This window comes from Sorangium sp. So ce321 (genome assembly GCF_051530195.1).
In the GTDB taxonomy this organism is placed as follows: domain Bacteria; phylum Myxococcota_A; class Polyangia; order Polyangiales; family Polyangiaceae; genus Sorangium.
On the sequence record NZ_CP150329.1, the window covers coordinates 39,624 to 53,930 of the forward strand.

Below are 14,307 nucleotides of genomic sequence, written 5' to 3' on the forward strand. Positions count from 1 at the left end.
GTCATTGCGCCCGCGTCTTATTCGGACTCGCGACGCCGCTGCGAGCCCGGATTCCAGTAGTACTGCTGCCCCGGGATGCCGCGGCGACCTCGAGCTCCTGGGTCAAGGTCGTCATCTCCCGTTCCTCCGCGTCGGTTTTGTGGTCGTAGCCGAGCAGGTGGAGCAGGCCGTGCCCGAGGAGCATCGTGATCTCGTCGAGCAGCGGACGATCGCGCTCGGCCGCCTGCCGTGCGGCCGTATCGATCGAGACGATCACGTCCCCGAGCATGCCGTGCCACACCGAGGGATCCACGGGCCCTCGCCGGCCGCGCCTGCGTGAGCTGGCGCCGTTCTGCTCGAGCAGGGGGAAGGCGAGCACGTCGGTCGGTTTGTCCTTGCGCCGGTACGTGCGGTTCAGCTCGTGGATGGCCTGGTCGTTCACCAGGGCCACGGAGAGCTCCACGCCCTGCAGCGCCAGATGGGCGAGCATCTTGCTCGCTCGCCGGCGGACGACCGCCGTCGACACCCCCTTGAACGGCCCGCCCTGGATCGTGATGGACACGACCGCGGGGGCTGGCGGGCTGCCCCCGCGTCGCTTTGCCCCCGAGCTCTCCTTGCGCTTCTCGGTCACAGGACTCGCTATACCAGCTCCGGGATCTTCTTCGCATCCGCCAGGAACTGCGCGAGCCCCACGTCCGTCAGCGGGTGCTTGGTCAGCTGCTTGATGACCTTGAGCGGCATCGTCGCGGCGTGCGAGCCGATCATGGCGGCCTGCACGAAGTGGACGGGGTGCCGCACGCTCGCGGTGAGCACCTGCGTCGGCAAGCCGTAGTTCCTGTAGATGGTCACGATTTGCAAGACGAGGTCCATCCCGTCGCCCGCCGCGTCATCGATCCGCCCGACGAACGGCGAGATGTACGTGGCCCCAGCCTTGGCCGCGAGCAGCGCCTGGGCAGCCGAGAAGCAAAGCGTGACGTTCGTCTTGATGCCCTCGGCGGCGAAGAGCCGGACCGCCTTGAGCCCGTCATCGATGAGCGGGACCTTGACCACCACGTTCCGGTGAAGCCTCGCGAGCTCGCGGCCCTCGCGGAGGATCGCGTCCTTCTCGACCGCCACCACCTCGGCCGAGATGGGTCCGTCGACGACCTCGCAGATCTCCGCGATCACCTGCCGCGTCGGCCTGCCGCCCTTGGCGAGGAGCGACGGGTTCGTGGTCACGCCGTCGATGACCCCCATCGACTGCGCTTCCTTGATTTCCGCGATGTCCCCTGAGTCGATGAAGATCTTCATGGCCTGCCTCCCCGGGCCGATGAACCGGCCCTCCGACAGTGTTCATGCGGGGGTCAGGCGGAGGAGCAAGGGCCTGCCGACGGCCCTTGCTGTCACATCGTCGCTTGCCGGACGAGCAGGCAGAGGGGCCGCCGGCTCAGGCCGTCGCCTCGTCCTCGACGCCGTGGCACTTGTTGAAGGGCTTCCCGCTGCCGCAGGGGCACTCCTGCTCCTGCGTGACGACGGGCGCCTGCGGCAGCGCCGGCGCGGGGTTCGCGCCGATCGGGAGCGACTCGTCGTGCTGCGCGACGGCGTCGAGCAGCGCGGCCGCGTGCCGCTGCCGGTCGGCCGCCTCGATCTGCGCCTCTTCCTGCTCGGCGCGCCTGACGTTCACGCTGAAGAGCTTCGTGACCACGTTCGAGGAGACACGGGCCACCATGTTGACGAACATGTTGTAGCCCTCCTTCTTGTACTCCTGCTTCGGGTCCTTCTGCCCGTAGCCGCGCAGGCCGATGCCGTCGCGGAGGTGGTCCATGTCCGTCAGGTGGTCGACCCAGGCCTTGTCGAGCTCCTCCAGGTAAAGGTGGCGGAAGATGCGGAGCGACAGCTCGATCCCGATCTCCTCCTCGCGCTTCTCGTAGGCCTTCTCGGCGCGCTCGTAGAGCTCCCGCGCCAGCGTCTCCTGGTCGCCGATGTGCGAGACCTCGTCCGGCAGCTCGACCCCGAAGTGCTCGCGGAAGCCCTGGAAGATGCCGCCCCAGTCCCAGTCCTCGGGCGGCTTGCGGGGCGGGCACGACTCCTCGACCATCGCGCCGATGATCCGGTCCATCAGATCGAGCAGCCGCTCCCGCTGCTCCGTGAGCGCCCGTGGGACGAGCTCGGCGCACTCGTCGTAGATCTCGAGGACCTTGTCGGGGCGCGCCTCGAGCTCGATCTTCACGCCCCAGCGCGTGTAGATCTCGCGCTGCAGGTTCTCGAGCTCGACGAACCGCTCCGTCTTCTCGAAGTCCTTCCGCTCGATCTCGCGGCGGTTGCCGTCCGCGTCGAGCGGCATCACCGGATCGTTCGCGAACATCCCGAGCAGGTAGCCGACGTCCGGCCGGACCAGCTCCGTGATGGAAGCGAGCGGCTTGATCGCGCGCTTCTCGCCCGTCGGCTTGCCCTCCTCGTCGAGGATCTCGGGGTAGTAGCGGCCGACGAGCAGCGACTGGCGCATGTCGTAGATCGTCTTGCGCTGCGCGCTCATCACGTCGTCGTACTCGAGCAGGTTCTTGCGGATGTCGAAGTTGCGCTCCTCGACCTTCTTCTGCGCGTTCTCGACGCTCTTCGTCACCCACGGGTGCTCGATGGGCTCGTCGTCGGGCATGCCCATCCGCTCCATCAGGTTCTTCACCCGATCGCCGGCGAAGATGCGCATGAGGTCGTCCTCGAGGGACAGGTAGAACTTCGACGTCCCGGGGTCGCCCTGGCGGCCGGCGCGGCCGCGCAGCTGGTTGTCGATGCGGCGCGACTCGTGCCGCTCGGTGCCCAGGATGTACAGCCCGCCGAGCTCGCGGATCTCATTGCCCTCGGCGGTGCACTCCTTCTTGATCTCCTCGACCAGGGCCTCGAACGCCTCCGGCTCCGCCTCGGGCTGGCGGTTCTGCTCCTTGAACTTGAGCTTCGCGAGCATCTCCGGGTTGCCGCCCAGGATGATGTCCGTCCCGCGGCCCGCCATGTTGGTCGACACCGTGATGGCCCCCTTGCGGCCCGCCTGCGCGACCACGTAGGCCTCGTTCTCGTGGTGCTTCGCGTTCAGCACGTTGTGCTTCACGCCCCGCTTCGTCAGGATCCGGCTGATGGCCGTGCTCTTCTCGACGCTCGTCGTGCCCACCAGGATCGGCTGGCCGAGCTCGTGCTTCTCGAGGATCTCGTTGATGACCGCGGTGAACTTCTCCTTCTCGGTCTTGTAGACGAGATCCTCGTAGTCGACGCGGACCACCGGCCTGTTGGTGGGGATGATGACGACGTCGAGCTTGTACGTGCTGTGGAACTCCGCGGCTTCCGTGTCCGCGGTGCCGGTCATCCCGGAGAGCTTCTTGTATAGCCGGAAGAGGTTCTGGAAGGTGATCGTCGCCATCGTCCGGCTCTCCTCCTGGATCCGGACGTTCTCCTTCGCCTCGACGGCCTGGTGCAGGCCGTCCGACCACCGGCGGCCCGCGAGGACGCGGCCGGTGAACTCATCGATGATGAGCACCTTGCCGTCGCGCACCATGTAGTTGACGTCGCGCTTGTAGAGCGTGTGTGAGCGCAGGCACTGGTTCAGGATGTGCAGCGTCTCGAGGTTGACCGGATCATAGAGGTTCGTGCCCTTGAGCACCTTGAGCGACGAGAGCAGCCGCTCCGCCGTCTCCACCCCTTCGTCGGTCAGCGTCACCGAGTGCGCCTTCTCGTCGACCGCGTAATGCTCCTCGTTCCGGAGCTGGGGGATGACCTCGTTGATCTGGCGGTACTTGTCGCTCGAGCGCTCCCCCTGGCCGCTGATGATGAGCGGAGTCCGCGCCTCGTCGATGAGAATGGAGTCGACCTCGTCGACGATCGCGTAATGGAGCGGGCGCTGCGCGTACTCGAGCGCCGAGAACTTCATGTTGTCGCGCAGGTAATCGAAGCCGAACTCGTTGTTCTGGCCGTACGTGATGTCGCAGCGGTACGCGTGGCGCTTCTCCGCGTCGCCCTGCTGGTTGACGACCACGCCCGTCGACAGGCCGAGGAAGCCGTAGAGCTTGCCCATCCACTCGGCGTCGCGCCGAGCCAGGTAATCGTTGACCGTGACGACGTGGACGCCCTTGCCCTCGAGGGCGTTCAGATAGCAGGGGAGCGTCGCGACCAGGGTCTTGCCCTCGCCGGTGCGCATCTCGGCGATGCTGCCGTTGTGGAGCACCATGCCGCCGATGAGCTGCACGTCGTAATGACGCATCTTGAGCGCGCGCTTCGACGCCTCGCGGCAGACCGCGAACGCCGGGACCAGGATGTCGTCCAGCGTCGCGCCGTTGGAGAGCTTCTCCTTGAACTCCGCGGTCTTCGCCCGAAGCTCGGCGTCGGAGAGCTTCTGCAGCTCGGGCTCCATCCTGCCGATCGCCTCGACCCGGGGTCGCATGCGGCGGATGGCACGCTCGTGCGAGGTGCCGAAAATCTTCTTCATCGCCCAGGTGAACATCTTTACGTGCCTTGGCTCCGCGGCGGTCAGGTGGGAGGAAAGGGTTCGGCCGAGGAACGCGAACGTAGTCGCGCCGCGGGCGCCGCGCAATTCCGGGACCGCGCGCGCCGTCGACAACGCCGCCCGGGCGATTCGTCGGAGGCCGCCAGAGGCTCCGCGGCCCGGACGCCGCCGGGCTTGCGATGCGCCCGGAGCGCGGGCGCACGTCCGCGCCCTCACGCCCAGATCGTCCCACGCCTGGCTCGCACCGCCCCGGGGAGCCGCCCCTTCTTTAGTATCGCCCCTGGAAGAAGAAGAGCGACGGCGCGTCGCGTCGCCAGGCGATCGAGTTCATGCCGTGGTGCACGAGGGGGGACTCGAACCCCCAAGCCTCGCGGCGCCGGAACCTAAACCCGGTGCGTCTACCAATTCCGCCACTCGTGCGCGCGGACGCTTGTGGCACCCCACGCCAGCCTCATCAAGCGGGAAAATGAGTTTGCCGCAGCGCGCCGATCGCGTCAGGGCGAGGGGGGCGCGAGCGGTCCGGACGTGCGTCGGCGCCCGGGGAGCGAACCCGGAGCACCCGGCAGATCGGCGGACCGCGACGCCGTGGAGGGGCCGCAAACCTGGGCTGGCCCGTGCGCACGAACCGCGCACCGGCGATGAAGGGCGCGGTGGGCGAGCCGACAGCATGGGGGTTCGGTCGTCGCCGGGGCGGAGGGGCGCCGCGCCGGGAGCGCGAAATGGGCACAGCGACGATCGAGGGGGCCGCGGGGCAGCGTCGCCGGCGGCGTCGCTCGAAGGGCCGCGTTGGCGCCGAGAACCGGGGGCGCCGGGGGCCGGGCGACGGCGACGCCACGCGGTCGGCACGTGCGTTGCGAAGAGGGGGCACCGTCCGCGGACGCGGATGCTGCCGCTGAACGATGGGGAGCGCGCTGGTGGCCGTCCCCGTCGATGCGGCGCAATTCGACTGCAAGCCGCAGGGATACCGATGACGTACCAACCGAACGTTCTCCTCCTCGATCAGGACCACGTCCTCCGGAGGGCCACGGCGCTCCTCCTCTGCAACCGCGGCGCCCTCGTCAGCTCGGCCGCGACGCTGGAGGAAGCGATCTCGCTCTCGCGCGAGCGCGTCTACGACGTCGCGCTCATCGATCTCGCCCCGGGGACGAGCGGCGCCCGCGAGATCCTGGGCCGCCTGCGACGCGAGGGCACCATGCCCCGGCGGGTCGTCTTCTGCGCCGACGAGCCGGTCTCGTGCGACGGCGCCGACGACACGAGCGAGGTCCTGCTCAAGCCGTACGCCTTCGGCCGGCTGCTCAGCACGATCTTCGTCGAGCTCGGCCCCCAGCCCTCCACGAAGTCCGGGGTCTTCCCTCGGCTCCGGCTGGTCCGCGGCGCGCTCGACGAGCCGGAGCGCAGCGGACCGGGCGAGCGCGGCGCCCGCGCGGCGGGCGAGGCCGACCTCGATGCGGCGGTCCGTCCGGCCGCGCCGCGCGGCGACGACGTCGTCGATGCGCGGAGCGCCGCCGCCGGCCCGCGCGGCGCCGCGGTGATCCGGCTCCAGCGCCGGACGCGCAGCGGCCCCTCGGGGCGGACGGTCAGGCCGACGCGGCGCGCGCCGCGAGGTGCGCGCCATCCCGGATGACGATCCGCCGCCGGTCGAACGAGATCAGGCCCGCGCGCTTCAGCTTGCCCAGCAGCAAGGTGACCGTCTCGCGCGTCGAGCCGATGAGCAGCGCGATGTCGGCGTGGGTGAAGGGCGCCGACACCAGCTGGCCAGCGGCGTGCGGCTGCCCCCACCGCCGGGCAGCGGCGCCGAGGAACTCGAGCAAGCGCGCCTCGACCGTGCAGAGGAGCAGCGAGCCGAGGCGCGCCTCGGTCTCGAGCTGACGCGCCGCGAGCGCGGCGCGGAGCACGGCATCGGCAGCGGCGAGCCGCTCCAGCCCGGCGAGCGGCACGAGGAGCGCGTCCCCTTCGTCGAGCACGGTCGCGCTCTCGGTGGCGACCGTCGCGCCCGCGAGCGCGCTCTCGCCCACGAGGTCGCCGGGCCCGCGATGCCCGAGCGGGAAGACCCGCCCTTCGGACGTGCGCTCGACCCTCACGCGGCCCGCCCCGAGCAGGATCAGGTGCCGCGGCGGCGCGCCCTGCTGGACGAGGCGCTGCCTGCGCGCGAGCCGCTCGAGCGTGCCGAGCTCGAGCAGCGCCTGCCGGCTCGGCGACGCCAGCGGGGCGAGGGGTGAGCACGAAAGGATCCGCTCCTTCTCGGTCTCGTGCGCAGCCTCGCCGCGCGCTGCCTCGGTCCCCAGCGTAGGTCCGCGCACCTTCGGCCGTTCCATCGCGCCTTCGCCCAACCTTTCGGGATTTCAAGCCTCCCGATCGGCCACCGATGGTGCAACGATCCCCTCATGGGGCCAATCGAAACGGGATGCAGACACGGCTCCCAGACAGGACGAAAAAATCCTGTGGTGGCCGAGGTCTGACAGCGCGTTCAGCGGTGCAGGACGCAGGCCCTCGCTATTTTTTGGTGCAGACGTGAAAGCAAGACCCGGGCCGCTGCCCCGTTCGATGCTACGTTGGGGGTGAGGCCACCAATGAAACACTCGATGGCACGAACCTCGCGCAATGCCCCGGCCCCCCTTCGGCGGGTGGCTCAGGCGGCGAACTGAGAGAAGGAGCTCCTCATGGGCATGGAGATGAAGCTCCAGTTCAAGCTGTCCCAGCAGCTTGTGATGACCCCGCAGCTGGTGCAGGCCATCCGGCTGCTGCAGCTGTCGCGGCTCGAGCTGGTCGACGAGATCAGGAAGGAGCTGGACGGTAACCCGGTCCTCGCGGACGACATGACCGACCCGAAGCTGCGGGACGGGGAGAAGGGGGATCAGCGGGGGAGGAACGCGGACCTGCCGACGGAGCAGCGGCTCGAGAACGGCGAACGGTTCGACCGCGACACCGACATCGCGGCGCGCGAGACGGAGAAGCGGGTCAAGGAGGTGGACTGGGAGCAATTCCTGGAAAACCGCCAGCTCCAGCAGGCAATGCCGGCGCACCGGGGCGGCTTCGAGGAGCTGCCGCCGATCGACCAGAACCTGACCAAGCCGTCGAACCTGCGCGATCACCTGCTCTGGCAGCTTCAGATGAGCGATTTCGTCGAGAACGAGCGGCAGTTCGCGCTGCTCGTCATCGGCAACCTCGACGAGAAGGGCTACCTCGACCTCAAGGGGGGCGAACGTCCGGACGGCACCAAGGGGCCCGACCTCTGCCTGGCGGACCTGGCGCGGGAGGCGGAGCTGCACCCCGAGGACGCCGAGGAGGTGCTGTCGATGATCCAGCGCTTCGACCCGGTCGGGGTCGCGGCGCGCGACCTGTCGGAGTGCCTGCGGGTCCAGGCGGAGGTGCTCGGCTTCGACGCCATCGAGATGACCATCATCAAGGACCACCTCCACAACGTGGAGCGGCGCAACTTCCCCGCGATCGCGAAGGCGCTGAAGATCCCGCTGGAGGAGGTCTACGATGCGGTCCAGGAGATCCAGAAGCTGGAGAGCGTGCCGGCGCGCAACTTCGCCGAGGTCGACGAGAAGACCATCGCCATCACCCCCGACGTGTACGTCATCAAGGACGGCACTCAGTTCGTCGTGACCGACAACGACAAGGGGCTCCAGCGGCTCTACATCAACGAGAACCTCGCCCAGCGGATGCTCAAGGACCCGAAGGCGAAGGAGTTCATCAGCGAGAAGCTCCGGAGCGCGCAGTGGCTGATCCGGGCCATCGAGCAGCGGCGGCGCACGATCATCAAGGTGACCGAGTGCATCGTCGAGAAGCAGCGCGAGTTCCTGGAGCGCGGCGTGGGCTACCTGAAGCCCATGATCCTGAGGGACGTCGCCGAGTCGGTCGGCATGCACGAGTCGACCATCTCCCGCGTGACGTCGAACAAGTACGTGCACACGCCCCAGGGGCTCTTCGAGCTCAAGTACTTCTTCAACTCATCCATCCACAGGGTGGCTGACGAGGACATCGCCTCCGAGAGCGTCAAGCAGGCGATCAAGAAGATCATCCTGGCCGAGGACAAGTCGAATCCGTACAGCGACCAGGCGATCGTCAAGATCCTCGAGGAGACGGACGGCATCAAGATCGCCCGCCGCACCGTGGCCAAGTACCGCGAGATGCTCGGCATCCTGAGCTCGTCGAAGCGCAAGAAGATGTTCTGAGCCGGGCCGCCCGCCCGGCCCCATGCCCATCCCAGCCATGCCCGCCGATCCGATCACGGCCGCAGCGCTCTTCGAGCGCTTCTTCGCGCCGCACTACCCGCCCGACGCGCTCGCCGACCTGGCGAGCGCGCGCTCGACGGACGCGAACCCGGCCGGGAACCCCTCGATCCTCGCCCAGATCGAGCACGCGGCGGAGGTGTTCGCCCGGCTCGCGCCCGGGGCGCTCGGCGTGCCCGACCTCGGGCTCGATTTCTCCGACGCCTCGGTCCACCGCCTGGGCGCGGCGCTGACGCGCGAGCGGCGCGACGCCTGGCTCGCGCCGGCAGTTGACGCCCGCGACGCCCGCGACGCCCGCGACGCGCGGGGCGCGGACAGCGCCACGACGGCGAGCGGGGCAGGGGAGCCGCCCATGCTGGTCACCCTCGTGACGCACGGGGCGCTCTACGTCGGGGCGTGCGTCGTGAAGCGCCACGGGGGGAAGTGGCAGGTCCGGCGGCCGCTGTGGGAGTCGCTGGTCCGGCTCGAGTCGCGGGCGGGGACGGGCGATCTCGCGATCTTCCAGTGGTGGCTCAAGGCGCTCAGCGACGAGGAGATCGGCCGCGGGAGGCTCGCGGATCGCTACCGCACCCACGTGGAGGTGCCGACCTTCGACGCCGAGCAGCTGCCGATCATCGCCCCGGGCGACCGGCGGATCCCGAGGCTCGCGAAGGTGCGCTACGACACGCTGTACAAGCACCTCCGCGCGCACTTGCCGGAGCTCAGGTCCGTGGGCGAGGATTTCCCGTCTCCGGAGCGCTTCGAGGAGATGGCGTTCAAGGGCATGGAGTTCGCGCTGCTCGGCGGCGGGCGGATGCTCCTCATGCACGGGGCGACCGCGGAGGGCGTGCACCTGTTCTGGCTCGACGCGAGCGGGTTCGTGAAATCCGCGTACTACCCGGCCGACAGCTTCCCCGCGCACGTCGTCCAGGTCGAGGGCGAGAAGATCCGGGTGATCGTGCCCGTCCGCGGCGAGACCCAGGCGCACGAGATGCTCTGGTGGGGGGCGTAGCCGGGCGCGACGCGGCGCGCTCCGGGCCGGCCCTCGCGCACGGCGCGCGCCGGGGGTAGGCTCGCCCCCGTGCTGGCAGCCGACGTCCGCTTCGAGGGGTTCACCGCGACCGACTGGGTCCGCGTGCTGTCGTTGTTCCGGCCCCGGCGCGCGGGCATCGACGAGCGCGAGGCCGGCCGGTCGCGCGGCGGCGTCGTCGCGGTCCACGCGGGCGGCAAGCTCAGGAAGCTGATGCACACGGACGCCGGCCGGCTCCGGATCGACGACGCGCAGCGCGCCGCCCCGCGCTCCGCGGAAGAGCTCGCCGCGCGCCACCACGCGAGCTGGGCCGCCGTGATCGAGGCGGGCGCCCTCGAGGCGATCGTCGAGCGGTTCGGGGCGCGCGTGCGGCGCGGCGACGACCTCATCGCGCAGACGCTCCTCCTGCTGCAGCTCGCGCGGGAAGAGCTCCTCGCCGGCAAGATCGACCTCTGGCCGGCGCGGCTGCGCGGCGTGCCGATGCCCTCGCCGGTCGTCGTGCGGGGCACGCTCGAGTCGCTCGCAGGGGTCGGCAAGACGATGGTGATCGGCCTGTTCGAGGGCGGGGAGCTCTGGACGAGCGTCGCGATGCGCCGCGACGCGCGGGGGATCAACCTGATCCTCGGGCCGGACGAGGTGCGGAAGGACATGGGGCTGCTCGCCGGCGACTGGCGGCGCGACTACCGCCACCTCTCGCGCGCCATCGAGGAGCGGGCAGGGGAGCTGTCGCTCGGCTGCTTCGCCGAGGCGGAGACCATCCGGAAGCTCGAGGTCGACCCGAGCCCGGGCGCGTGGGCGCGAGCGGTGGCGGTGCGGGACGTGATCCTCGCGCCGGTGCCCGCGGCCCTGGCCATCCCGCTCGGGATCGACGCGGGGCGCGCGGCGCTCGGCGCCCTGCGCGCGATCGCGGAGCGGATCGACCCGATGGGGATCGTGGGGCCCGCGGTTCGCGCGGTGCTCGAGCGCGCCGGCACCGACAGCGAGATGGCCGCGATGCTGCCGTTCCACCCGCTGGAGCTCCTCCGCAAGCTGATCAGCCGGGAGCGCTGACCAGGGCGGCCGCGCGCCGCGGCGCTCCGCGGAGGCGCGCGCTGCGGCGCTCCGCGGAGGCGCGCGCTGCGGCGCTCCGCGGAGGCGCGCGCTGCGGCGCTCCGGAGGCGCGCGCGGGCGGCGCCGCGGCGGTCAGGGGTGGGCGGTGCTCGAGTCGCCGCCCTGGACCGCGGGCGCGAGCTGGAAGCGGCGCTCCTCGCAAGCGTATGCGGTCGGGGTCAGCTCGATGACGGTATGCAGCGGGATCGGCAGCGTCGGGCACGACGGGGCCGGACGATCGACGAGGTAGGCGTAGAGGGCGCGCAGCACCGCCTGGTGGCCGATCACGAGCACGGGCGAGCGCTGGCGCTCGAGCTGGATGATCAGCGGGTCGAGGCGCTGGATGACGTCCTCGTACGACTCGCCGCGCGGGTAGCGGTAACGGAACTTGTCGGCCGCGCGCGCCTGGAAGACCTCGGGCATCTGCTGGCGGATCTCCTCGTAGGTCATGCCCTCGCAGACGCCCGCGTCGATCTCGTCGAGGGCGCGCCACGCGACGTGGTTCTGCGTCATCGGGCGCGCGGTCTGGATGGTGCGGCGCAGGGTGCTCGTCCAGACGTTGACGTGCTCGTCGCCGGCCCGCTCGCGGATGAAGACGGAGAGGTTCTTCGCGTACTCCTCGCCGCGCGCGCTGAGGTCCGAGTCGCCGCCGAGCAAGCCCTTCTCGTTGAACACGCTCTCGCCGTGGCGGGTGAGCCAGATCGGGTGCGGCGTGAGGTGCATGTTCATCAAGAGCGGGACGAGGCGCGCCGGCAGGTAGCCGTGGATGCGGTTCAGCACGACCTGGCGGCCCACGTCGATGATCTTGATGTAGCTCTTCTCGGGCTCGCCGAGCGGCTCGTAGGCGCGCGCGTAGTGCGCGATGCGCGCGCGGAAGTCGCGCAGCGCTGCCTCCGGATCGACGCCCTGGTAGTCCGGGGAGCGGAGCTTCGTCTCGCGGACGTTGGTCTCGATGGTCGACTCGTCGTTGCAGATCGACTCGATGAAGACGACCGGGAAGCCGTGCGCCTGGCAGCGCTCGGTGACGAGGTTCCGGCGGGCGCGGGTGCTGTTCGTGGCGTCGTAGATCGCCACCTCGCCGCCGGAGCTGAGCCAGCCGATGAGGTCGTCGAGCGCCGTCATCGCCATGCCGAGCAGCGCCTGGCGGCCCTCGGAGTTGTCCGGGTCGAAGAACTGGTGCGGCTGCGCAGTGCCGAGGTGCGCGCGGCGGTAGTTGCCGACGTTGAAGAGCCGCGTGGGGTGGCCGAGCCACGAGAGGTACCGCGCGATCTTGCGGGCGATGGATGTCTTGCCCCGGGCGGGCAGGCCCACCATGGCGAGGACGATCGGCGACGAGTCGCGCGCGAGCGAGACCATGAGGGCGTTCTAGCTGATGACGGCGCGGCCGGCGACGATCGCGGACAGCAGCCGGCCGCTGCGCTGTCCGTCGCGCCGGTAGGAGAAGAAGCGCGCGGGGTCGCAGGCCGTGCAGCCGCTGACGTCATCGACCGCGGCCGCCTCGAGCCCGACCTCGGCGAGCTGGGCCCTGAGGACGCGCCGGACGTCGACGTGCGGGCGGGCGCCAGAGGCGACCCGGACGACCGCGGAGCCGCCGGCGCTGGAGCAGGCGGCGAGATCGGCGGCGACGTCCTCGCCGACCTCGAAGCAGCACGCCTCGATGTGAGGGCCGATCGCGGCGACGAGCTCCGCGCCGGGGCCGGCGAGCGACCTGAGCGCGCGGGCCGCCTCGACGACGACCCGGAGCACGGTGCCGCGCCAGCCGCTGTGGACCGCGGCGACGGCGCCGCTCCGGCGATCGGCGAGGAGGACCGGAGCGCAGTCGGCGCTGCGCACGCCGCAGGCGACCCCGGCCACGCGCGAGAGGGTGACGTCGCCCACCTCACGGACCACCGCGTCGCGATCCTCGTCGCCGGTGAGGACCCGCGCCGCGACGCCGTGGACCTGGCTGAGGTAGTAGAGCCGCGCCGCCGGGACCCCGAGGCGGCGCGCCGCGCGCTCCAGGTTCTCACGGACGGCGGCGGGGTCGTCCCCGAGCGCGACGGCGAAGCTCAGGGTATCCCACGGGGGGGCGCTGACGCCGCCGCGCCGGGTGAAGAAGGCGTGCGAGAAGCCGGCGGCGGCGAGGAGCGGGCTCTCGAGCGCCTCGGCCGCCCCGGGGTCGTCCAGTTTTGCGGTCATTTGGCCTGTCACGACGCGATCGAATGCGTCGGCTGCTTCGGTCATAGACGATACGGGTGGGTTGCGTGGTATTTTCCCGCTCCACGCATGGCCGCCGGTCCGGACCCGAACATCGGTCGAGATCTGCTCGGGGGGCAGTTCCAGATTCTTCAGAAGATCGGCTCCGGCGGCATGGGGTCGGTCTACAAGGCCGCACAACCGGCGATGAACCGGATGGTGGCGGTGAAGATTCTCCACCCCAAGCTCGCGAACCGAAAAGACCTCGTCTCACGCTTCCGCCGCGAGGCGCGGGCGATGAGCCATCTCACGCACCCGAACACCGTGAAGGTGCTGCTCTACGGCGAGCTCGAGGACGGCTCGCTGTACATCGTGATGGAGTACCTGGAGGGCAAGAACCTGAACCAGGTGGTCCGGAAGGAAGGGCCGCTGCCCGTCGAGCGCGCGATCCCGATCCTCATCCAGGTCTGCGGCGCGCTCCAGGAGGCGCACATCCAGGGGATCGTGCACCGCGATCTCAAGCCCGAGAACATCTTCCTGTCGACCAACGGCGGGCTGAAGGACTACCCGAAGGTGCTCGACTTCGGGCTCGCGAAGGTGACGGAGCGCGAGCTCAGGCCGGGGTCGGTGATGCTCACGCAGGAGGGCATGGTCTTCGGGACGCCGGAGTTCATGTCGCCCGAGCAGGCGCAGGGCAAGGTGCTCGACGCGCGCAGCGACATCTACTCGCTCGCGACCATCCTCTACGAGGTGCTCACCGGCAAGCTGCCGTTCGAGGCGCGCACGCCGATGGAGTACATCCAGCACCACGTGACCAAGTCGCCGATCCCGCTCGACGAGCGCGTGCCGGGGAAGCACTTCCCGCAGGGGCTCGCTGTCGTGCTCGCCAAGGCGCTCGAGAAGCGGCCCGAGGACCGGTTCGAGTCGGCCGCGGAGTTCGCGGACGCGCTCAAGCCGTTCGCGGGCGGCGCGGGCAAGGGCTACACGGCGATGATGCCGAAGAACGCGGCGCTCGAGCAGGCGTCGAAGCAGCACGCCGCCGCGCTCCAGGCGAGCAAGGGGCCCGCGTCCACGTTCAAGTCGCCGGCGAAGACGGTGAAGATGGTCCAGCAGCCGCAGGCGGCGCTCGCCAGGCCGGCGCCCGTGCCGGCGCCCCCGGTCAAGGCGCCGGCCAGGGCCGAGGCGAAGCCGCTGCTCCTCGTCGGCATCGCGGCGGGGTGCCTGATCGCCGGCATCCTGATCACCATCGTGGCCATGCGGCTGTTCCAGGGCTGATCCTCCGCGACAGCGGCCAGGATCGAGGCGAGCCCGCGCGGGCGTGCTAGCGTCGGCGCTCCGGCGCGCCGGGC

11 protein-coding genes and 1 tRNA gene are annotated in these 14,307 nt (G+C 70.4%); 5 read left to right on the forward strand and 7 right to left on the reverse strand.

Translation table 11 applies throughout. From position 1 onward, the window contains the following. Position 1 precedes the first annotated feature (1 nt). From ybeY to WME89_RS00160, 4 genes are all read right to left on the reverse strand, one after another. Entirely contained in the window at positions 2-610 is a 609-nt protein-coding gene (gene ybeY / locus WME89_RS00145) for an rRNA maturation RNase YbeY (protein ID WP_438007264.1), read from the reverse strand. 8 nt (positions 611-618) lie between these two features. Continuing rightward, a complete protein-coding gene (gene fsa / locus WME89_RS00150; protein ID WP_438007265.1) occupies positions 619-1,269 on the reverse strand; it encodes a fructose-6-phosphate aldolase in 651 nt (216 codons plus the stop codon). A gap of 136 nt (positions 1,270-1,405) precedes the next feature. After that, the gene (gene secA, locus WME89_RS00155; protein WP_438007266.1) at positions 1,406-4,444 is read right to left on the reverse strand and encodes a preprotein translocase subunit SecA; all 3,039 of its coding nucleotides are present in this window, start codon (positions 4,442-4,444) and stop codon (positions 1,406-1,408) included. A gap of 338 nt (positions 4,445-4,782) precedes the next feature. After that, positions 4,783-4,867, reverse strand: a tRNA-Leu gene (locus WME89_RS00160). 547 nt (positions 4,868-5,414) lie between these two features. On the opposite strand from WME89_RS00160, the gene WME89_RS00165 reads away from it, so the two are divergent. After that, the gene (locus tag WME89_RS00165) at positions 5,415-6,071 is read left to right on the forward strand and encodes a response regulator (protein ID WP_438007267.1); all 657 of its coding nucleotides are present in this window, start codon (positions 5,415-5,417) and stop codon (positions 6,069-6,071) included. Here the strand turns inward: WME89_RS00165 and WME89_RS00170 are convergent. After that, entirely contained in the window at positions 6,025-6,762 is a 738-nt protein-coding gene (locus WME89_RS00170; RefSeq protein WP_438007268.1) for a Crp/Fnr family transcriptional regulator, read from the reverse strand. The genes WME89_RS00165 and WME89_RS00170 overlap by 47 nt on opposite strands. A gap of 345 nt (positions 6,763-7,107) precedes the next feature. Between WME89_RS00170 and rpoN the strand changes: the two genes are divergently transcribed. The 3 genes from rpoN (at position 7,108) to WME89_RS00185 (ending at position 10,744) form a co-directional block, all read left to right on the forward strand. After that, complete coding sequence (gene rpoN / locus WME89_RS00175; RefSeq protein WP_437622807.1) at positions 7,108-8,628, forward strand: RNA polymerase factor sigma-54; 1,521 nt, start codon at positions 7,108-7,110, stop codon at positions 8,626-8,628. Positions 8,629-8,665: 37 nt separating this feature from the next. Beyond that, positions 8,666-9,676 carry a hypothetical protein gene (locus WME89_RS00180; RefSeq protein WP_438007269.1) on the forward strand — a complete coding sequence of 337 codons (1,011 nt, stop codon included), beginning with the start codon at positions 8,666-8,668 and terminating at the stop codon, positions 9,674-9,676. A 69-nt stretch (positions 9,677-9,745) separates the two neighbouring features. After that, positions 9,746-10,744 (forward strand): hypothetical protein, encoded by a 999-nt coding sequence (locus WME89_RS00185; RefSeq protein WP_438007270.1) that lies wholly within the window; start codon positions 9,746-9,748, stop codon positions 10,742-10,744. Positions 10,745-10,876: 132 nt separating this feature from the next. On the opposite strand, the gene WME89_RS00190 is transcribed toward WME89_RS00185, so the two are convergent. Both WME89_RS00190 and pgeF read right to left on the reverse strand, forming a co-directional pair. Next, complete coding sequence (locus tag WME89_RS00190) at positions 10,877-12,139, reverse strand: bifunctional nucleoside/nucleotide kinase/histidine phosphatase family protein (RefSeq protein ID WP_437655010.1); 1,263 nt, start codon at positions 12,137-12,139, stop codon at positions 10,877-10,879. Positions 12,140-12,148: 9 nt separating this feature from the next. Beyond that, entirely contained in the window at positions 12,149-12,961 is an 813-nt protein-coding gene (pgeF, locus tag WME89_RS00195; protein ID WP_438007271.1) for a peptidoglycan editing factor PgeF, read from the reverse strand. Positions 12,962-13,048: 87 nt separating this feature from the next. On the opposite strand from pgeF, the gene WME89_RS00200 reads away from it, so the two are divergent. Further along, positions 13,049-14,233 (forward strand): serine/threonine-protein kinase, encoded by a 1,185-nt coding sequence (locus tag WME89_RS00200; protein ID WP_437622812.1) that lies wholly within the window; start codon positions 13,049-13,051, stop codon positions 14,231-14,233. Positions 14,234-14,307: the final 74 nt, after the last annotated feature.